Consider the following 19,910-nt stretch of genomic DNA (forward strand, 5'->3'; position numbering starts at 1 on the left):
CCGGCTGCCGCGCTGCAACCGTCGTGGTCTCGGCGGTATCCTCTTCCTCGTCGGCACCACCACCGAAGAGCGCGGCCAGGAGACCGCGGCCATTGCCGCCGCCGCCATTGTCACGCGCAACCTGAATGGAGCCGCCGTTGCGCTTGCGCGATTCGTAGGCGGCAACCGCCTGCTTGTATCCCGGCAGAGGTTTGCCATCGGTCGGAACATGCATGGTCTTGCCGTCGGGGAACACGGCCATAAGCTGCTTGCGGCTCATGCGCGGCCAGTGGCGCACACCGCCGACATCAATGTGAATGAAGGGCGAGCCCGAACGCGGGTAATAACCGACGCCGCCGGCTTCGTACTTCAGTGCAGCGTTGCGCAGGCTGGCAAGCTTGACGCCTGGAATGTAGAAGTCGATCGCCTTGCCAAGCATGTGCTGGCTCTTCTTTGCGACACCGTTGGAACGGCTGCGAAGCATGGCGTTGGTCTTGGGCGAGCGGTAGGCGGAAACGACGTGGATGTAATCGCGTGCACCGGTGGCGCGATAGACCTCCCAAAGCAGGTCGAGAACCTTGGGGTCCATATTGGTCGGTTCGTTCTGTCGCCAGTCACGCAGGAAGCGGTTGACCTGTTTGAGGCCGCTCTGGATGTAGCGCCCGTTCCGCTTGTAGGTGATCTCGGCGCGTTCCTTCGTGTGGATGAAGTAAAGCTTCAGGGTGCGTGTTTCGGCGTGAGCAGCGGGCGCGGCTGCGACCAGCGCGCCGACTGCAAGCATCAAACCGGCGAGGAGCCTCACGCGTACAAGCGCAGGCAAGCGCCATCCAAGAACGTGAACGTCGTTTTGTCTCAAGATCCGTGGCCTTACAGGCTGGTGTTTGTCCCCCGAGCCTCAGGCCCGGACTGTGTGGTTCCCACCTTCCGATTATTCTATTTAATGGTTAATTCGATCTTATTAAAGGAGGAATGCGCGAAGAGGATGGCGATATCGTGGCAAAACGTGACAAGCCGCCGCAGGGTAAATGCGGGGTTAATGTCTGGACTGTGTCCCCGGCGCCTCAGTCGTCTTTCGCGCGCGGGCGTTCTGCCGGATCGATGCCCATATCCTTGAGTTTTCGATAAAGCGTGGAGCGTCCAATGCCCAGGCGCCGCGCGATTTCACTCATCTGGCCACGGTAGTGATCGAGGGCAAACCGGATCACATCGCTTTCGATGTCCTCCAGCGGGCGTACATTCCCGTCTTCGTCCAGTGTGGCAACGCTTCCCGGCAGGTCTTGAACCGGAGGCGCTTCCCGATGGGGAAGGTCACGACGGTCTGTCGGGGGCTCTGCCGCAGGGCCATCCTCGGTCGGTATTGTTCCTGTCTGGGCCTCGTATGGATCAATGCCTTCGACCTGAGCGAAGATCTGCGGGAAGTCGGCTGTGTCGAGCACGGTCGTTTCACAAAGCACGACTGCCCGAAAGACGGCGTTTTCCAGTTGCCGAATGTTGCCGGGCCAGTCGTAGCTTTCCAGAAGCGCGAGCGCTCTTCGCGATATGCCGGTGATCCGGTTTGAAGCGCTGTCGCTGAAGCGGGCAATGAATGCCTGCACCAGAAGAGGAATGTCATCCCTTCTGTCGCGCAGCGGCGGCACCATGATCGGGAAGACATTGAGGCGGTAGAACAGGTCTTCACGAAACCGGCCTTCTTTGACGCGCTCAATCAGGTTCTGGTTGGTGGCCGAGATCAGGCGGATGTCGACCTTCTGTGTCCCGCGCCCGCCGACCGTGTCGACTTCGCCCTGCTGTACGGCACGCAGGAGCTTGACCTGTACGTCGAGGGGAAGGTCGCCGATCTCGTCCAGGAAAAGGGTTCCCGTATCGGCCTCGGCGAATTTGCCGATGCGCTTTTCCGTTGCGCCGGTGAAGGCCCCTTTTTCGTGGCCGAAGAGAATGCTCTCCACCAGCGTATCGGGGATCGCGCCGCAGTTGACGGTGACGAAAGGCTTTCGGCGGCGCCGGCTTTCGCTCTGGATCGCGCGGGCGATAACCTCCTTGCCGACACCGGATTCACCTTCGATCAGGATGGGTATGTCACTGGCGGCTGCCTTCTGGCCCAGCATGATGATCCGTGCCATGGACGGGCTGTTGGTGACCAGATCATCGAAAGAGGATGCCTCGGCCGGTTTGCCGCCACGGCGCTGGCGGGTCTCCATGGCGCTGACCCTGAGGGCGTTTTTTATGGCTGCACCAAGTCGGGCCGGGGCAACGGGCTTGACGATGAAATCGAAGGCGCCGGCGCGCATGGCTTCGACCGCCGTGTCGATGCTGCCGCGCGATGTCTGCACGATCACCGGAATGTCCGAGCCCTCACCGCGAAGGCGTTCGAGCATTTCGAGCCCGCTCATCTGCGGCATGACGAGGTCGAGCACAATGGTACGCGGGGCCTGCTCGGCGCGTTCCAGCACACCCAGCGCCTCCTGACCGTTCTCTGCAAGAAGCGGCGTGTGACCGAGTTTCTCCACTGCAGCCTGAAGAAGGCGGCGCTGGACCGGGTCATCGTCGACTATGAGAACGGCTTCGGACATGTCGCAATTATGCAATGGCGTTACGATATCGCGCGCAGTTTTCCGGCGCGGGCTGGATCAAAATGGCATAGGCTTCTAAACAAGGTTCAAGAATCCCGGTGAACGAAACCTTTCGGCACCGTGGACGGACAGCGATTTCGGCAACGAGGATTACATGGCCAACAACACTGACAGGGCCCGTCGCCCTGCGGCAACGGATGCGGCGCTAGCGGCTGAAAACGCGTTTTCGGAACTCGGCAATCTGCCGGAGTGGAATCTCGCCGATCTGTATCCGGCAATCGAGTCACCCGAACTGAAGCGCGATCTCGATCGTGCCGCCGCGGAAGCGGCCGGTTTCGAAACCGCCTGGAAGGGCAAGCTTGCGGACGAGGCTGCCAGGGGGCCGGAAGGCAGGCTGGGCGAAGCGGTTGAAGCCTATGAAGGCATTGAGGAACTGATGGGCCGCATCGTCTCCTATGCGGGGCTTCTTTATGCGGGCGATACGTCAGATCCGAAGCGTGCCAAGCTTTATGGCGACGTGCAGGAGAAACTCACGGATGCAAGCGCACATCTCATCTTCTTCACGCTGGAGCTGAACAAGATCGAAGACGCAGTGCTCGACGCAGCGCTGGAAGCCGATCCAAGGCTTGCGCACTACAGGCCCTGGGTGCTCGATATCCGCCGCGACAAACCCTACGAACTCGAAGACCGGGTCGAGCAGCTTTTCCACGAAAAGTCGGTGACCGGGCGTGGCGCCTGGAACCGCCTGTTCGACGAGACCATGACCAGTCTGCGCTTCACGGTGGACGGAGAGGAACTGGCGCTGGAGCAGACGCTCAACCTGTTGCAGGATGCGGATGGTGAGAAGCGCCACCGGGCGGCGCAGGCGCTGGCCGATACTTTCTCGAAGAACCTGCGCACATTCACGCTGATTACCAACACACTGGCCAAGGACAAGGAAATCTCCGACCGCTGGCGCGGGTTCGAGGACATTGCCGATTCCCGCCACCTGGCAAACCGCGTGGAACGGCCGGTCGTGGATGCACTGGCGGAAGCCGTGCGAACAGCCTATCCGAGGCTATCGCATCGCTACTACGCCATGAAGGCCAGGTGGCTGGGCATGGATGTGCTGAACCACTGGGACCGCAACGCGCCGCTGCCGGAGACACCGCAGGCGGTGATCGGCTGGGACGAGGCGAAGAATACGGTGCTCGACGCCTATGCCGCGTTTGATCCGCGAATGGCAGAAATCGCGGGCCGCTTCTTCGATCACAACTGGATCGACGCGCCAGTGCGTCCGGGTAAGTCGCCGGGGGCGTTTGCTCACCCGACCGTGCCCTCCGCGCATCCCTATCTGCTCCTGAACTATCTCGGCAAACCGCGTGACGTGATGACGCTGGCGCATGAGATGGGGCATGGCATTCACCAGGTGCTGGCCGGAAAACAGGGCGCGCTTATGGCGCCGACGCCGCTCACGCTTGCCGAAACGGCCTCGGTTTTCGGCGAAATGCTCACCTTCCGCTCGCTGCTCGACCGAACGACCGAAAAACGCGAACGCAAGGCCATGCTGGCGCAGAAGGTGGAGGACATGCTCAACACCGTGGTGCGCCAGATCGCCTTTTATGAGTTCGAGCGCAAGGTGCATGCGAAGCGCCGCAGCGATGGTGAACTGACCTCCGATCAGATCGGCGAATTGTGGCTCGACGTGCAGAAGGCGTGTCTCGGTCCGTCGGTGAAGCTGCGCGAGGGATATGAGACGTTCTGGGCCTATATCCCGCACTTCATCCACTCGCCTTTCTATGTTTATGCCTATGCCTTCGGCGACTGTCTGGTGAACTCGCTCTTCGCCGTTTACCAGCAGGCTCCGGAGGGGTTCCAGGAACGGTATTTCGCCATGCTGGAGGCCGGTGGCACGAAGCATCATTCTGAGCTTCTGGCGCCTTTCGGCCTCGATGCGAGCGACCCGGATTTCTGGGGCAGGGGGCTTTCGGTGATCGAGGGGCTGATAGACGAGCTTGAAACGCTCGACGGCTAGGACAGGTTTCTCAGACGCGATGCCCGTCGATATTCGGGGCCAGGTTCTGATCCGCGACGACGCGGCCGGTCGGGAGCTTTGCTTCTCCCGACCGCGCGCTCTTCTGACCGCGAGAGATGCCGAGACGTTCGAGATCATGCTCGACCGGGCAGAGAGGGCGCGGCGCGACGGTTTCTGGCTTGCCGGATACATGGCCTATGAGGCCGGTTATCTGCTGGAGCCGAAGCTCAGACCGCTTCTGCCTGGGGGACGGCGTGGCCCACTCCTTTGCTTCGGCGTCTTCGACCTCCGGAGGATCGCCCGGTTTCCAGACCGGCGGTGGCGGATGCTGCGCTCGTCGATGCGAAACCGGCATGGAACGGCTCCGACTATGAACGCCGTTTTGAATGTCTGCACGGGCATCTGCGGGCAGGCGACTGCTACCAGGCGAATTTGACCTTCCCCATCCAGGCCAGGTGGCACGGGGAGCCTGCGGGGCTGTTCGATGCGCTCGGCGCACGCCAGCCCGTGCGGTATGGGGCGCTGGTCGAGCTCGGCTGGCCGGTGATCGTTTCCCGTTCGCCGGAACTGTTTTTCCAGGTTTCGCGAGACGGCTGGATCGAGACCCTGCCGATGAAAGGCACGGTGCCGCGCGGTGCGACGCCCGAAGAGGATGCGGCGCAGAAGGCGTTTTTGCGCAACGATCCGAAGAACCAGGCGGAAAACCGCATGATTGTCGATCTCCTGCGCAACGACATTTCCCGCATCAGCGAGGTGGGAACGCTGGAGGTGCCCGAGCTTTTCCATGTGGAAACCTATCCCACGGTTCATCAGATGGTGAGCCGGGTCCGCGCGAGGATCAGACCAGCGACGGGTCTGCGTGAAATCTTCGCGGCACTCTTTCCCTGCGGCTCGGTGACGGGGGCGCCGAAAATCCGCGCCATGGAGATCCTGCGGGAACTGGAGACCGGCCCCCGCGAAGCCTATTGCGGTGCGATCGGCTGGGCGGCGCCCGACGGTACGATGCGGTTTAACGTGGCGATCCGTACGGTTTCGCTCTTTGCCGACGGGGAAGCAATCTACAATGTGGGTGGTGGCGTGGTGTTCGATTCCACAGCCGATGGCGAATATGAGGAAGCGCTGCTCAAGGCGCGCTTTGCGATGATCTAAAAAGGGACCGGTGATGTTTATCGTTTCGTTGCGCTATGTGGTGCCGATCGAGGATGTCGAGCCGCATATGGAAGGGCATATGGCCTGGCTCGAGAAATACTACGCGAGTGGGACATTCATTGCTTCGGGGCGCAAGGTGCCGAGGACGGGCGGTGTCATTCTCGCGCGCGGCGACCGCGAAGCCCTCGAAGCCTGTCTGTCGGAAGACCCTTTTGCGGTGTATGGCATCGCCGAAGTCGAGATCACCGAATGCGCCATTTCACGCACGGCGGAAGGGCTTGACGCACTTAGGCAATAGCAGGGCCTTTGCGGACCGGAACCGTATTTGCGCTTTATTCTGACACGCTTCTGTGTTTTGGAGGCTCAATCGTTCTGTTTTGGAGAGGCGCGTAATGGCTGACAGGAAATGGCCCATCCATGGTGAAATCACCGGCCCGATCGTGATGATCGGCTTCGGCTCAATCGGGCGCGGAACGCTGCCGTTGATCGAGCGCCATTTCAGGTTCGACAAATCGCGCATGGTTGTGGTGGATCCGAACGATGCGGATCGCAAGCTGCTCGACGAACGGGGCATCCGTTATGTGCAGGCGCATGTCACGAAGGACAACTACAAGGACCTGCTCAAGCCACTCCTGACGGATGGCGAGGGGCAGGGCTTCTGCGTAAACCTATCGGTCGACACGTCTTCGCTCGACCTGATGAAACTGTGCCGCAAGCTTGGCGTGCTCTATATCGACACGGTGGTGGAGCCCTGGCTCGGCTTCTATTTCGATGGCAAGGCTGACAATGCCTCGCGCACCAACTATGCGCTGCGCGAGACGGTGCGCCGGGAAAAGGCCAAGAATCCGGGCGGCACCACAGCCGTTTCCACCTGCGGCGCCAACCCCGGCATGGTGTCCTGGTTCGTCAAGCAGGCGCTGGTGAACCTGGCGACCGACCTGGGGCTCGACTTCGATGAGCCGGGTGTCGAGGACCGCGAAGGCTGGGCCAAGCTGATGAAGAAGTGCGGTGTGAAGGGCATTCACATTGCCGAACGCGATACGCAGCGGACCAAGAAGCCGAAGCCCATGAACGTGTTCTGGAACACCTGGTCGGTGGAAGGTTTTATCGCTGAAGGATTACAGCCGGCCGAACTCGGCTGGGGCACACATGAGACATGGAAACCCCGGAACGCGCGCAAGCAGAAGAAGGGCAACAAGGCGGCGATCTTTCTGGAGCAGCCGGGTGCCAACACGCGGGTGCGCAGCTGGTGCCCGACGCCGGGGCCGCAATATGGCTTCCTTGTTACCCACAATGAGTCGATCTCCATCGCGGATTTTTTCACCGTACGTGACGGGAAGGGCAAGGTCGTCTACCGGCCGACCTGTCACTACGCCTATCATCCCTGCAACGATGCGGTGCTTTCGCTGCACGAAATGTTCGGTGCCGAAGGCAAGGCGCAGCCCGAGCAGCACGTTCTTGACGAGAACGAGCTGGTGGACGGGATGGATGAACTCGGCGTGCTGCTCTACGGGCACCGGAAGAACGCCTACTGGTTCGGTTCGCAGCTCACGCTGGAAGAGGCGCGCGAACTGGCGCCTTATCAGAACGCTACAGGTCTTCAGGTGACCTCCGCCGTGCTTGCGGGAATGGTGTGGGCGCTGGAGAATCCCGAAGCCGGTATCGTCGAGGCCGATGAGGTGGACTATCGCCGCTGTCTTGAGGTGCAGTTGCCATATCTGGGGCCTGTGAAGGGCTACTACACGGACTGGACGCCGCTCGAGGGCAGGCCTGGGCTTTTCCCCGAGGACATAGACGAATCCGATCCGTGGCAGTTCCGCAACATTCTCGTGCGTTGAGCGGGGATGCGCGCGCTGCGCTTGCAATGACGTCGAAATCGGGCAATTGAAATGGGTATTGCCCGGCCCTGATGGGGGCGGGCCGTTTCCAAGGCGGTGCGCTGTCGGTGCAGTACCGTAGGCGCAACAGGAGGCCAGAACCATGAAGACAGGCAAAATTCTGACGCTCACAACGGTTTTCTCGGCGCTAGCGCTGGCTGGTTGCCAGACGGGTATGCCCGATGGCGGAGGACAGCGCGCTGCGCGCCAGACGGGGGTCGAAGGGCAGTGGATGGGCACGGACGGCGTTGCGGTGTCGACACTGCATGGCGGTCGTTTCAGCTCGCGTGCGGTGGAGACCGGCGAAGTGCTGACCGAGGGCTCCTATTCGCATCGCGATGCGACCACGATCGAGCTCTCCTTCTATTCGCTCAAGAGCCAGCAGCAGACGGCCGCGACATGTCTTCTCGCATCCAGCGATCAGATGAACTGTACGCTGGCAAACGGCACCAATTTCGTCCTCACGCGCGCGGCGCGCGTCTCCTGATCCATGGCGCGATGATGGCAGGTCGTACAGGAAGCTTCCTGCCCCTGTTGCGTTTTTCAACGCCGGCTCTCTCATGCATGACCTTGGTCGGTCTTGCTCCCTGGGTGTGATTGTTGCGATAACATGCTCAAAACCCTTTGGGAGGAGCCATGTCACCGCATTTCGACGCGCTGGAAATTCGTGATCCGGCGGAGCGTGAGCGTGACCTGTTTTCGGTCCTACCGCATTTTTTGAGCGGCGCCGTGGCCAAGGCGGAGGGGCTGGCGGCCTGGCTTTCCGGGTACGATCTGTCCAAAATTGTTGATCGTGCGGCGCTTGCGCGGCTGCCGGTCCTGCGCAAACCGGAGCTCCTGGAACTACAGCAGGCGAAGCCGCCTTTCGGTGGCTTTGTCGATCCAGACGCGCTCGAGGGAGCGCGTGTCTTCATGTCACCGGGGCCGATCTGGGAAATTCAGGGGGCGGGCGCCGATCCCTGGCAGGCGGCACGCGCCTTTTTTGCTGCCGGCGTTCGGCCCGGTGCGCGCGTTCACAACGCGTTTGCCTATCATATGACGCCGGGCGGTTTCGTGCTGGACACGGGCGCGCGGGCGCTCGGATGCAGCGTGTTTCCCGCGGGCACCGGCAATACCGACATGCAGGTGGAGGCGGCCGAAGCCTTCCGGCCGGATGTCTATGCCGGCACGCCGGATTTTCTGAAGATCATGCTCGAACGGGCGGATCGTGATGGCAGGGACCTGTCATCATTCCGGATCGGTCTGGTTTCGGGAGGGGCGCTGTTTCCTTCACTGCGTGAGGAATACCGCGCACGGGGCATAAATGTACTGCAGTGTTACGCCACCGCCGAGTTTGGCGTGATCGCTTATGAATCGACCGGGCCTGACGGTGCACCGCTGCCGGGCATGGTGGTCAACGAAAACCTGATCGTCGAGATCGTGCGGCCGGGCACGGACGATCCGGTGCCGGAGGGAGAGGTGGGTGAGGTTGTGGTGACCTCGCTTAACCCGGCTTATCCGCTGGTGCGGCTTGGAACCGGCGATCTATCCGCAGTGCTGCGGGAAAAGAGCCCATGCGGCCGTACCAATATGCGTATCAGGGGCTGGATGGGACGTGCCGACCAGCGAACCAAGGTCAAGGGCATGTTTGTCGATCCCAAGCAGATCGCGGAGTTGACGCGCAGACACGGCGAGATTGAACGCGCCCGGCTTGTGGTGACCCGCGATGGCGCGAGCGACGCCATGGCCCTGCATGTCGAGACAATCACCGGCACCGCTCCGGACACGACCGCGATCGAGACCACGCTGCGCGAAGTCACGAGGGTCGGCGGGCGCGTGGTGCTGGCTGAGCCGGGCAGCCTGCCGCGCGATGGCAAGGTGATCGCCGACGAGCGGGAATATTCAGACTAAAGCATAAGGGAGAAAAGCGGGCCGCAATTCGCGTCTCGCTTGATTTCACGCCACCCGTATCACAGGATATGGTTGCAATGTCGCTGGACGCTGGTGATCGTCCGCGCCGTGCCAGAAAAGAAACAGGCGGTGACAGGCCGCGATTGTTCGTCCGCAGCGTGATGCGGGCTGTGCAGAGTGGAGGAGACCCCATGCGACTTTTGATCGGTGCCGTCTCGGCGCTTTCCCTGACCGTGCTTGCAGGTCAGGCCCAAGCCCAGTGCGACGATGGAGAAATGGTTATCAAGTTCAGCCACGTGGTTGCCGAAAAAGGCCATCCCAAGGGCGATGCAGCGACGCTTCTGGCGGAACGGGTGAATGACGAGATGAACGGAACCGCCTGTATGGAGGTGTTTCCGAACTCGACGCTTTATGACGACGACAAGGTGATGGAGGCCCTGCTTCTGGGCGACGTGCAGCTTGCCGCACCTTCGCTGGCGAAATTTGAGGCCTATACGCTCAAATACCGCCTGTTCGACCTTCCGTTCCTCTTTCCCACACTTGATGCGGTGAACAAGTTCACCACCTCGGATGATGGTCAGGGCCTGCTGACAGTGATGGAAGACGAAGGCTATACCGGCCTTGGTTTCTGGTCGTCGGGTCTCAAGCAGTTTTCTGCCGGCAAACCGCTTATGGAGCCGCAGGATGCGGCGGGGCTGAAGTTCCGCGTGCAGACCTCTGACGTCGCCGTGGCCATGATCGAAGCTATGGGCGCATCTGCGCAGAAACTTGCTTTCAAGGAAGTTTACGGTGCACTGCAGACCGGTGTCGTGGATGGCCAGGAAAACAGCTGGTGCAACATCTACACCCAGAAATTCTTTGAGGTGCAGGACGGGATCACGGAGACCAACCACCAGCTTCTTGCCTATCTTCTCGTGACCTCGACAGAATGGCTGGAAGGTCTTGATCCGGCAGTGCGGGACCAGTTCGTCTCCATTGTCCAGGAGGTGACGGAGACAGCCAACGCCAATGTTGCCGACCAGGAAGGAACCTGCCGACAGAACATACTCGACGCCGGTGGCACGATCCGTGAGCTGAGCGCTGAGCAGCGCGCGACCTGGGTCGAAACCATGAAGCCCGTCTGGGCGAAATTCGAAGGTGATATCGGCAAGGAACTGATTGATTCGGCCGCCGCAAGCGGCTCCTGAGCTTTCAGTCTTTCCCGACGCGGCGTCTCCCCTCGTCGCGTCATGCAGGGCCGTCCGCTGCGTGCGGGCGGTCTTGTGGCAGGTGATCTTCGGGAGGGAAATCATGGTTCTGATATGGCCGGCGCTCGGGCTTGCGGCAATCGTGGCCGCCATGTTCCTCCTGGAACGGCGTTTTCCCGATGCGGTCGGGCGGTTTGAAGAAAACGTGCTTGCCATTCTTCTGGCAGCCATCACGTTCGTCTCTTTCACGCAGGTTGTCGCCCGATACGGTTTCAACAGCGGTTGGGGCGGTGCGCTGGAGTTTACGCGCATCCTGTTTGCCTGGATGATCCTGTTCGGGATGAGCTATGGCGTGAAGAACGGGATTCATCTGGGTGTCGATGCCTTTATCAGGCTGCTTCCTTCACGGCTCTTCAAAGCGGTGGCGATCTTTGGTGCTGTCTGTGTCTTCCTCTACGCTTTCATTCTTCTCTATGCAGGCTGGATGACGCTGGTGGGCGCCGATGTATCCACCAACTGGCGCCAGACCGGCGCCATCGGCTACTGGAAATTCATGTTTGACCGGGGCACCGGGCTCGATGATCTGCGGTATCCGCTGTGGATGCAGGAGGCGTTCGGTCTGCAGGATCGTGTGCAGCGCTGGGTGGCCTATCTCATGCTGCCCGTCGGCCTGGCACTCCTCGCGTTTCGCGCCCTACAGGGCGTGGTGGGGATCGCCAGGGGTGAGCGCGACCTGATCATTGCCGGCCACGAGGCGGAGGACCTCGTCGCTGAAAACAAAGATGCCCTGAAGGAGTAGCGGCGATGGAACCAGCCATTCTCTTCGTCCTTGTTCTGCTCCTGCTGTTTCTTGGGGTGCCGGTGGCGGTGGCTCTCGGGCTCTCGTCGCTCATCATCATCGCCTTCTTCTCCAGCGATTCCATCTCTTCCGTCGCGCTGCAGCTTTTCACTGCCTCGCAGAACTACACGCTTCTGGCGATCCCGTTCTTCATTCTGGCTTCGGCCTTCATGTCGACGGGCGGCGTGGCGCGGCGCATCATCCGGTTCGCCATCGCTTCCGTCGGCCATTTTCGCGGCGGTCTGGCAATGGCGTCTGTGCTGGCCTGCATGATGTTCGCGGCCCTTTCCGGCTCATCGCCGGCAACGGTGGTTGCCATCGGCACCATCGCCATCGCGGGCATGCGGCAGGTGGGCTACTCCAAGGAATTCGCGGCCGGCATCATCGCCAATGCCGGCACTCTCGGCATTCTGATACCGCCATCCATCGTGATGGTTGTCTATTCGGCGGCGACGGACGTCTCGGTCGGGCGCATGTTTCTGGCCGGTGTGGTGCCCGGGATCGTCGCCGGACTGATGCTGATGGTTGCCATCTATGTGATGGCACGGGTGCGCAACCTGCCGGCGGAAGAGTGGAAAGGGTTTCACGAGATCGTCGCGGGCGGCAAGGAGGCCGGCTGGGGGCTATTTCTGATCATCATCATTCTTGGCGGGATCTATGGCGGGGTGTTCACGCCCACGGAGGCGGCGGCTGTTGCCGCTGTCTATTCCTTCGCGGTGGCGCTGTTCGTCTACCGCGACATGGGGCCGATGAAGGATGAGCGGTGGGTGAAGGAGGACGACGGCAGGCGCGCGCGGGTGGGGTTTTCCGCCACTGTCTATGCACTCGCGTTTTTCTTTGTCTGGATGATCCTCAGCTTCTTTCTGACCGCCGACTGGGAAGGGGTCACCTTTGAGGGGCGCACGCTTACGGGGCTCGTCCTGTCTCTGGTTGCCATGGTGGCTTACGCGCTGTGGCGCGGCGGGGGCGGGGTGGCGGCGCTGCCGGGGCTGCTCGCTGCAAGCCTGCCGATCTGGCGGCGCAATCTGAGCCTGATGGGCCGAAATTTCCTGCGCGCCTTCTTCAATGAAGAGACGCGCAAGGTGACCGTGGATGCCGCACGCACCACGGTGATGCTGATGTTCATCATCGTCAACGCGCTGCTTTTCGCGCATGTGCTCACGGCCGAGCGCATTCCCCAGGCGATCACCGGTCTGATGGTCGATGCGGGGTTCACCTGGTTTACCTTCCTGATTGCCGTGAACCTGCTTCTGCTCTTGGGCGGGCAGTTCATGGAACCCTCGGGCCTGCTTCTGATCGTTGCGCCGGTGGTGTTTCCCATCGCCATGGAACTGGGTGTCGACCCGGTCCATCTTGGCATCATCATGGTGGTGAACATGGAAATCGGCATGATCACGCCGCCGATCGGGCTCAATCTGTTCGTGACGAGCGGCATAACCGGCATGAGCCTGATCCAGGTGGTGCGCGCGGCGGCGCCCTTCGTACTGGTTCTGTTTATCTTCCTGATACTGGTTACCTATATGCCGATTATGTCAACATGGCTGCCATACAGCCTTATGGGGCCTGAGATCGTGACGAGATAGATGCTTTTTGAGGCTTTTCGTTAAGTAAACGTTAACGATTTGATGGTTAGGCTTCCGATTGTCGGATCGGCTTTCCTCCTCCCAAGCACGGTTCGAAACGGGGCGGCCGACCAGTGGCCGCCCCGTCCGTTTCTGCCACCCTTCTCCAATCATTTCTCTGGCGCAGGTCTGCATGCGGTGCTGGGCCTTTTCGGGCATGTGCGGCCGTGCTTTGCAGAGCGGTAGACAAGGCTGGAGAACACCCCTATGCAGACCGACCTTAAAAACTGGACAGCCCGACCGCGCCCGGCGCGCCAGGCTCTGGAGGGGCGCACGGTCCGGCTTGAGCCACTCGATCCTGCGCGCCACGGCGATGGTCTTTATGCCGTTTCCAGCGTTGTCGACGCGGGAGAGCGGTTTCGCTGGCTGGCCGAATATCCGCCGGAAAGCAGGCAGGCATTCACAGCGTGGCTCGAGAAGGCGGCCACCAGCGCGGACCCGTTCTTCTATGCCGTGATCGACAGGGAGACGGGACAGGTCGGCGGCCGGCAGGCGCTGATGCGCATCGACCCCGCAAATGGTGTTATCGAGGCGGGGAGCATCTATTGGGGGCCGGGGATTTCGCGCACCGTACGGGCAACCGAGGCGCTCTATCTCTTCGCACGCCACATCTTCGATGATCTGGGTTATCGGCGCTTCGAGTGGAAGTGCAACAATGCCAACCTGCCATCACGCCGGGCAGCCGAGCGTTTCGGCTTCACGTATGAAGGTGTTTTTCGCCAGCACATGGTGGTGAAGGGGGAGAGCCGTGACACTGCCTGGTTCTCGATACTCGACAGCGAATGGCCTGCGGTAAAAAGTGCATTTGACGCATGGCTTGATCCGGCCAATTTCGATAAGGAGGGCCGTCAAAAGAAACGGCTGGAAGCTTTCAGGGTGTAACCCTGAAGTGCGGCGAACGGACAGGCAGGATCACTTGTCGGAAAATCGCAATGCGGCGATCGCAGCCGCGCTCATCCTCATCGGCTTTGGTCTTGTGGCCTATCTGATGCCACGCATCATGCTGGCAATCGGCGCTTATTCGCCCTGGATCGCGGGCGGGGTCGCGGTGCTGTTCGTGCTGGCGTTCTTCATGGTTTTCTGGTTGCGCCCGCGCTCAGCGGAAGCGCAACAACTGACACGCCCTTCCAGTGTCACGCCGCAAGGCTTGCGGCAAGGAGGGTGAGGCCCAGAACCATGACAAGGGCAGCGCCGCCGATCTCTATCGCGTTGTGAATGCGGTTGCTCGCACGATTGCCGCCTGACAGCGCCACCGCCCAGTTCTTTGCCGTCACCGCAAGTGTTGCCAGAACCGAAACGGTGATTGCCGTTCCAATCGACATGGCGACCACCGACAGAATGCCGCCAAGCCAGAGGCTGTTGAGAAACGCGAAGGTGAGCACGATCAGTGCGCCGGAGCAGGGACGTATGCCCACGGCGGCGATGGCAGAGCCTGCGGTTTTCCAGTCAAAACGCTCACCCGTCAGCATGGCGGGATCTGGCGCATGTGCGTGACCGCAGCTGGGGCAGACCTCGCCGGGACCGTGATCATGCGAATGTTCGTGCCGGTGCCCGTGCCCGTGCCCGTGGTGATGGTCATGTCCACACGCGTGTTCATCCGGATGGTGATGGTCGTGATGGTGTGTGTGCTCATGGACATGCGCTGCCGAAAGGCTGTGCATGGGCTGCGGAGCGGGCGCGCTGGTGCGCATCAGGCCCGAGGTTTTGCGCCACAGGAGCCAGGCGCCGAAAGCCGCGATCAGGCCGAAGCTGACGGTTTCCAGAAACCAGGCGGCGTCGGTCATGGAGATCGAGGTGCCACGCAGCGCAAGGAACACGACACTCATCAGGACGATGGCGGTCAGCCCCTGGAGAAGAGCGGAAGCGAAGGAAAGGATGACGCCGCGGCGCAGCGCCACCTCGTTTGCCAGCATGTAGGAAGAGATGACTGCCTTGCCGTGTCCCGGCCCGGCTGCGTGGAAAACGCCATAGGCGAAGGAAAGACCGATCAGGACCCAGAGCCTGCTGCCATCCTCGCGCATCGCCTTCAGTGCACCGGTCAGCGTACGGTAGAAGGCCTGTTGCTGGGTGTTGATCCATTGCAGGGTGCCGGCAAAAGGGCCGGCCGGGGTGATAGCCGGTTCGGCAGCGCCGATGCCGAGCGAGCTTTGCGCCATCGCCGCGCCCGCGGCGATAAGAGTGATTGCTGCAGCGGCAATGACGACACGGCGGGATGGGAGCATGGGTCAGCTATCCTTGCTGCAGGTTAACTCCAGGCGGGTCGCAAAAATCTTACTCATGTCATTGCCGGTCGGATCGTCGAAGAAGGCGTCCGTCAGGGTCTGCTGGTTCTGGGCGATCGCTTCATCGGGGTCCGGACGGACAACGCTGCTGGTGCAGCCTGCCGGGAGACTGTTGACGGTCATGTAGCTGTCTTCGATAAAGTCGATGGCTGTGTAGAATGTGGGGTCGTAGACGCCGAAGGCGATCTTGCCTGTAAGGGGGAGAGGCGTTTCGGGCTTCGATTCGAACAGGATGATGAGCTGATTGTCGACAAAATCGGCAATGAGCCGCTCGGGTGCCTGCATGGGCACATCCTTGCCGTCCCGGGTGACAAGCTGGAAGTAATTGAAGTCTGCAAGCGACCCGTGAACCACGCTCGCCACCTCGTCCAGCTCTGCCTGGTCGAGCGCGAGGTCCTGGTTCTTGTCGAATTCGACAAGAACCGTGCTGGAAAACAGGTCGTCGAAGCGCCAGACATGGTGCAGGGAGGCAACGTTTCCATTGCCATCCGTGTTCACGTCAAGCCTGGCTTCGGCGAAGACGTGGGGGTGGGCGAAGGCAGGCGCCGCAAAAGTCAGAGCGAGAAGGGATATCCCGGCTCTGAGCATGAAATTTGTCCGAATCGCCATGTACAATCGTCCCGCTCCCATCTGGCTTGTGCTGTTTTCTACACGAACCGGGCGGAAATTGGACGATATGTTACTTGATTGGGTAATTTTCTTTCAGCCATTGCGCGAGATAGTCCACCAGGGCGCGGACCTTTGCAGGCAGGTATCGGCGGTGTGGGTAGATGGCGTAAATCCCGGCGCCATCGAAACTGTTTTCCTCAAGCAGAGACACGAGACGGCCGGCGCTGATTTCGGGGTCCGCGATGAAGTCGGGCAGGATCGCAAAGCCAAGGCCCGATAGCGCCGCAGCGCGGGCTGCCATGGGGCTGTTGACCTCCAGGCGCCCGGTCACGGGGACATTGACGGTGGTTCCGTCATCCAGCCTGAATGGCCAGTTCTGGCGGTAACGGCTGTTTGTGTCGACGATGCAGGTAGGTGGGTGAGATCCTGTGGGCTTCTGGGCTCTCCGTGAAGGGAGATCAGATCGGGTGAGGCGCAAAGCGCCACGCGGAAGGGGGCCAGACGTTTGGCGATGAGCGAAGAGTCGGCCAGCTTGGTGATGCGAATAGCAAGATCGAACCCTTCCTCGACGAGATCCACGAAACGGTCGTCGAGATTGATCTCGAGCGTGACATCGGGGTGTGCCCCGGCAAAATCGATCAGGGACTGGCCGATTGGCGCGTCCGCGAATGTGCGGGGTGCGGAAAGCTTGATCCTGCCGCGCACGTCTCCGGAGGAATCGCGCACCGCTTCGGCGAGGTCCTCGACGTCGCGCAGGAGCTCGACGGCGCGGGCGAAATAGGTGTGGCCGGCCTCCGTCAGGGACAATTGCCGCGTGGTGCGGTTGAGCAGGAGCGCGCCGAGTTCATCTTCCAGTTCGCGGACATATTTCGACAGAAGCGCTTTCGACTTTCCCACTTTGCGGGCGGCGGCGGAAAAGCCTCCGCTTCGACAACATCGACGAATGCGCGCATACGGCTGAGTGTATCCAAGGGAGTTTCCTTCAGCTTCCGGAGAGGATATCGGCGGCAAGGCGGATGAGCTGCCGGTCGCTGCCGGCGGGTCCGAGAAGCGAGATGCCGAAGGGGGCACCATGCACCTGGCCGAGGGGGATTGTGATCTCCGGCCAGCCAAGCAGGCCGGCGATGGCGGTGAGTTTGAGTGCAAGGCCTCGGTAGCGGTCGAGCTCTTCCTGGGTTGCGCTTTTCAGTGGCGCAGCGGTTGGCTGGGTCGGCATGACCAGCACCATGTCGTGGTCGAAGAGCGCGGCGAAATCCTGCTGAAAGCGCCGGCGTTCCGCGCGGGCCCCGGCAACGGTTGCAGCGCTGATGCGGCTTCCAAACTCAAAGCGCTCCCTGACACCGGGGCCAAGTTCCGGTTTTGCACTGCGGATAAAATCGCCATGCACCTCCCAGGCCTCAAAAGTCTGGATGATGCGGAAGCATTCAAAAAGCTGTTCCGGGGAACCAGGTAGCGCGAGGAAGGCGGCCTCCCGGTCGAAATGATGGACGACGGTTGAAAGCATTGTGCCGTAGACGGCGCGCTCCTTCTCTCCGAAGAGGAGCGCTTCGAATTCCGGGATCCGGACGGGGCGTGCGAGGTCATCGTCATACGGGTCGTCGCCAAGCAGCACTTCGCCGACACGGGCATAAGTTGCGGCGTCGCGTGCGAACCAGCCGAACGTGTCGAAAGAGGGGGCAAGCGGCATGGCGCCGTCGAGCGGGATGCGCCCATGGGTGGTGCGGAGGCCGATCAGGCCGCAATAGGAGGCTGGCGCACGGATCGAACCATTGGTGTCGGAGCCTGCTGCAATGTCGGCCAGTCCACCGGCGACGGCAGCCGCCGAACCGGAAGACGAACCGCCGGTGAAACGCTGGGGCGCGGCGCGATTGACCGGAGCCGGGTAATGGGCGTTCTGCCCGATCATGGAGAAGGTCAGTTCGTCTGTCTGGGTCTTGCCGATGAACCGCGCGCCCGCGTCGAGCAGACTCTGGATCGGCGGTGTGGTGCCCGGGGCGCAGGAATGGATTTCGGCCCGACGTGGATTGCCGCCACCGGTCGGATAGCCGGCAACGTCGAAAATGTCCTTCACGCCAAGCGTCAGGCCTGCCAGCGGACCCTCGCCCGAGGTCGGGGGAGGAGCGTCTGGATAGTCGAGGAAAGCGTTCAGCGTATCGCGCATCTTCATCATCTTCGTTTTCCTCGTCGATCCCAGAGCGACAAAGGTCGGCATTCGCGCTCTTTTTTTCAAGCGCATAAAATTTTTCATTGATTGTGACAGTCGTTGCGACTATATCCGCGCTGCCCAAAGTCGCACGTGCCTGTGGGTGTCCGCCGGACCTCGAATATGGCGAGGAAACCGGTACGGTACCTGGACCTAACCGCTCCAGTCGGTCTGATGGCCAACCATCAAACCGAGGACATCTTGAAGCAACGACGGTGCGGGCCTTTCTGGTGTCTGCCGGCTGTCCAAAAGCCGGGGTTACTGAAGAGGCACACCTTCATTGCCGGCAGTGCGGTTGGGGTCTCCCATCCAAAGCTGAGGCAGACAAAGCGCATCTTCGCCGCGTGGCGGGAATGCATCGTAGCGCGTTGTCGCATGAACTGGTTCCGGTGCTCTCCACCTGCCGGCTCCCGTGTGCGCATGCCGCGCCCTTTGTCCACCGCGGAAGCGAGGTTCGCTTTCGCAGTTTCGAAGCTTCGGTAACGCGGCCCGGATGCCGCGATTGGAGAGACACATGGCCACCCAGCGCATTCTCGACTTCCTCGCCACCCGACGTCCCGACGGCCCCTGCCTCGTCGTCGACCTCGATGTTGTGCGTGACAATTACTGCGCCTTCGAAAAGGCACTGCCCGATTCCCGGATCTACTACGCTGTGAAGGCCAATCCTGCGCCGGAAATCCTGCGCCTTCTCGCTCAGCTCGGCTCCAGCTTCGACACCGCTTCCGTGGCGGAAATCGAGATGGCGCTGAATGCGGGCGCGACCGCAGATCGCATCTCCTACGGGAATACGATCAAGAAGGAGCGCGACATCGCGCGTGCCTACGAGCTTGGCATTCGCCTGTTTGCCGTCGACTGCGAGGAAGAGGTGGAGAAGATCGCACGTGTTGCCCCCGGTTCACGCGTGTTCTGCCGCGTCCTGACGGATGGTGCCGGGGCTGAATGGCCGCTCTCACGCAAATTCGGCTGTGTTCCGGCCATGGCGGTCGATGTTCTGCGCCATGCCCGAACGCTCGGCTCGATCCTTATGGCGTTTCCTTCCATGTCGGCTCGCAACAGACCGACCTTGATGCATGGGACCGTGCGCTGGCGGATGCCCGTGGTGTCTTCGGTGCGCTGGCGGATGAGGGCATCGTGCTGCGCATGGTCAACATGGGCGGCGGCTTCCCGACGCGGTATCTTCGTGACGTTCCGGCTGCCCAGGCATACGGTCAGGCGATCTTCTCGGCGCTGCGCAAGCATTTTGGCAACCGAATTCCCGAGACCATCATTGAGCCGGGCCGCGGCATGGTAGGCAATGCCGGCGTGATCAAGTCGGAAGTCGTCCTGATCTCCAAGAAGGCCGACAACGATAATGTGCGCTGGGTTTATCTCGACATCGGCAAGTTCGGCGGTCTGGCCGAGACCATGGACGAGGCGATCCGCTACCCGCTTGTGACGCGTCACGATGGCAGCGAAACGGCACCGTGCGTGCTGGCCGGTCCGACCTGCGATTCCGCTGACGTGATGTATGAGAAGACGCCCTATCCGCTGCCGCTGTCGCTGACCATTGGCGATGAAGTGCTGATCGAAGGTACGGGCGCCTACACCACGACCTACGCATCGGTGGCCTTCAACGGATTTGAGCCGCTTCGATCCTATGTGATCTGACAGTGAAACGGGTTGCCCGCGCAAACCTGCGCGGGCCGGATTT

Annotated in this window: 15 protein-coding genes and 4 pseudogenes; 13 read left to right on the forward strand and 6 right to left on the reverse strand. The window is 61.3% G+C overall.

Annotated elements, in window-relative coordinates; translation table 11 throughout:
* A partial coding sequence (mepK, locus tag JCM21793_RS00005; protein WP_025029066.1) for a peptidoglycan L,D-endopeptidase MepK occupies positions 1 to 760 on the reverse strand: 760 nt, incomplete at its 3' end.
* 280 nt (positions 761 to 1,040) lie between these two features.
* Positions 1,041 to 2,549, reverse strand: coding sequence for a sigma-54-dependent transcriptional regulator (locus JCM21793_RS00010; protein ID WP_025029067.1), 1,509 nt, complete (start codon positions 2,547 to 2,549; stop codon positions 1,041 to 1,043).
* Between the two features lie 154 nt (positions 2,550 to 2,703).
* Here JCM21793_RS00010 and JCM21793_RS00015 point away from each other — a divergent pair, with 154 nt between their 5' ends.
* The 12 genes and pseudogenes from JCM21793_RS00015 to JCM21793_RS23265 all read left to right on the forward strand — a co-directional run bounded on the left by JCM21793_RS00015 (position 2,704) and on the right by JCM21793_RS23265 (position 14,291).
* Complete coding sequence (locus tag JCM21793_RS00015) at positions 2,704 to 4,563, forward strand: M3 family oligoendopeptidase (protein WP_007008583.1); 1,860 nt, start codon at positions 2,704 to 2,706, stop codon at positions 4,561 to 4,563.
* A 154-nt stretch (positions 4,564 to 4,717) separates the two neighbouring features.
* Positions 4,718 to 4,861: pseudogene (locus tag JCM21793_RS31360) on the forward strand (aminodeoxychorismate synthase component I); the annotation flags it as partial.
* A gap of 68 nt (positions 4,862 to 4,929) precedes the next feature.
* A pseudogene (locus tag JCM21793_RS23260) lies at positions 4,930 to 5,712 on the forward strand (aminodeoxychorismate synthase component I); the annotation flags it as partial.
* A 13-nt stretch (positions 5,713 to 5,725) separates the two neighbouring features.
* Positions 5,726 to 6,010 (forward strand): YciI family protein, encoded by a 285-nt coding sequence (locus tag JCM21793_RS00025; RefSeq protein ID WP_025029068.1) that lies wholly within the window; start codon positions 5,726 to 5,728, stop codon positions 6,008 to 6,010.
* Between the two features lie 94 nt (positions 6,011 to 6,104).
* Positions 6,105 to 7,550, forward strand: a complete 1,446-nt coding sequence (locus JCM21793_RS00030) for a homospermidine synthase (RefSeq protein ID WP_025029069.1) — start codon at positions 6,105 to 6,107, stop codon at positions 7,548 to 7,550.
* 142 nt (positions 7,551 to 7,692) lie between these two features.
* Positions 7,693 to 8,076: an Omp10 family outer membrane lipoprotein gene (locus JCM21793_RS00035; RefSeq protein ID WP_025029070.1), complete on the forward strand. Its 384-nt coding sequence runs from the start codon at positions 7,693 to 7,695 to the stop codon at positions 8,074 to 8,076.
* Positions 8,077 to 8,225: 149 nt separating this feature from the next.
* A complete protein-coding gene (locus JCM21793_RS00040; RefSeq protein WP_025029071.1) occupies positions 8,226 to 9,479 on the forward strand; it encodes a phenylacetate--CoA ligase family protein in 1,254 nt (417 codons plus the stop codon).
* A 191-nt stretch (positions 9,480 to 9,670) separates the two neighbouring features.
* Positions 9,671 to 10,666 (forward strand): DctP family TRAP transporter solute-binding subunit, encoded by a 996-nt coding sequence (locus tag JCM21793_RS00045; protein WP_007008589.1) that lies wholly within the window; start codon positions 9,671 to 9,673, stop codon positions 10,664 to 10,666.
* Positions 10,667 to 10,769: 103 nt separating this feature from the next.
* On the forward strand, positions 10,770 to 11,465 hold the full coding sequence (locus JCM21793_RS00050; RefSeq protein WP_007008590.1) for a TRAP transporter small permease: 696 nt from the start codon (positions 10,770 to 10,772) through the stop codon (positions 11,463 to 11,465).
* Positions 11,466 to 11,470: 5 nt separating this feature from the next.
* Positions 11,471 to 13,087: a TRAP transporter large permease gene (locus tag JCM21793_RS00055; RefSeq protein ID WP_007008591.1), complete on the forward strand. Its 1,617-nt coding sequence runs from the start codon at positions 11,471 to 11,473 to the stop codon at positions 13,085 to 13,087.
* 246 nt (positions 13,088 to 13,333) lie between these two features.
* A complete protein-coding gene (locus tag JCM21793_RS00060) occupies positions 13,334 to 14,008 on the forward strand; it encodes a GNAT family N-acetyltransferase (RefSeq protein ID WP_025029072.1) in 675 nt (224 codons plus the stop codon).
* A gap of 34 nt (positions 14,009 to 14,042) precedes the next feature.
* On the forward strand, positions 14,043 to 14,291 hold the full coding sequence (locus JCM21793_RS23265; protein ID WP_025029073.1) for a hypothetical protein: 249 nt from the start codon (positions 14,043 to 14,045) through the stop codon (positions 14,289 to 14,291).
* Here the strand turns inward: JCM21793_RS23265 and JCM21793_RS00070 are convergent.
* From JCM21793_RS00070 to JCM21793_RS00085, 4 genes and pseudogenes are all read right to left on the reverse strand, one after another.
* On the reverse strand, positions 14,260 to 15,348 hold the full coding sequence (locus JCM21793_RS00070) for a nickel/cobalt transporter (protein WP_025029074.1): 1,089 nt from the start codon (positions 15,346 to 15,348) through the stop codon (positions 14,260 to 14,262). The genes JCM21793_RS23265 and JCM21793_RS00070 overlap by 32 nt on opposite strands.
* Before the next feature lie 3 nt (positions 15,349 to 15,351).
* Positions 15,352 to 16,017, reverse strand: coding sequence for a DUF1007 family protein (locus tag JCM21793_RS00075; protein WP_025029075.1), 666 nt, complete (start codon positions 16,015 to 16,017; stop codon positions 15,352 to 15,354).
* Between the two features lie 70 nt (positions 16,018 to 16,087).
* Positions 16,088 to 16,988 (reverse strand): annotated as a pseudogene (locus JCM21793_RS23270) (LysR family transcriptional regulator).
* Between the two features lie 11 nt (positions 16,989 to 16,999).
* The gene (locus JCM21793_RS00085) at positions 17,000 to 18,187 is read right to left on the reverse strand and encodes an amidase (protein ID WP_025029076.1); all 1,188 of its coding nucleotides are present in this window, start codon (positions 18,185 to 18,187) and stop codon (positions 17,000 to 17,002) included.
* Between the two features lie 547 nt (positions 18,188 to 18,734).
* Between JCM21793_RS00085 and odc2 the strand changes: the two are divergent.
* A pseudogene (gene odc2, locus JCM21793_RS23275) lies at positions 18,735 to 19,867 on the forward strand (ornithine/lysine decarboxylase).
* The last annotated feature ends 43 nt before the right edge of the window (positions 19,868 to 19,910 follow it).

Source organism: Nitratireductor aquibiodomus NL21 = JCM 21793, from assembly GCF_000615975.1.
Taxonomy (GTDB): Bacteria; Pseudomonadota; Alphaproteobacteria; order Rhizobiales; family Rhizobiaceae; genus Nitratireductor; species Nitratireductor aquibiodomus.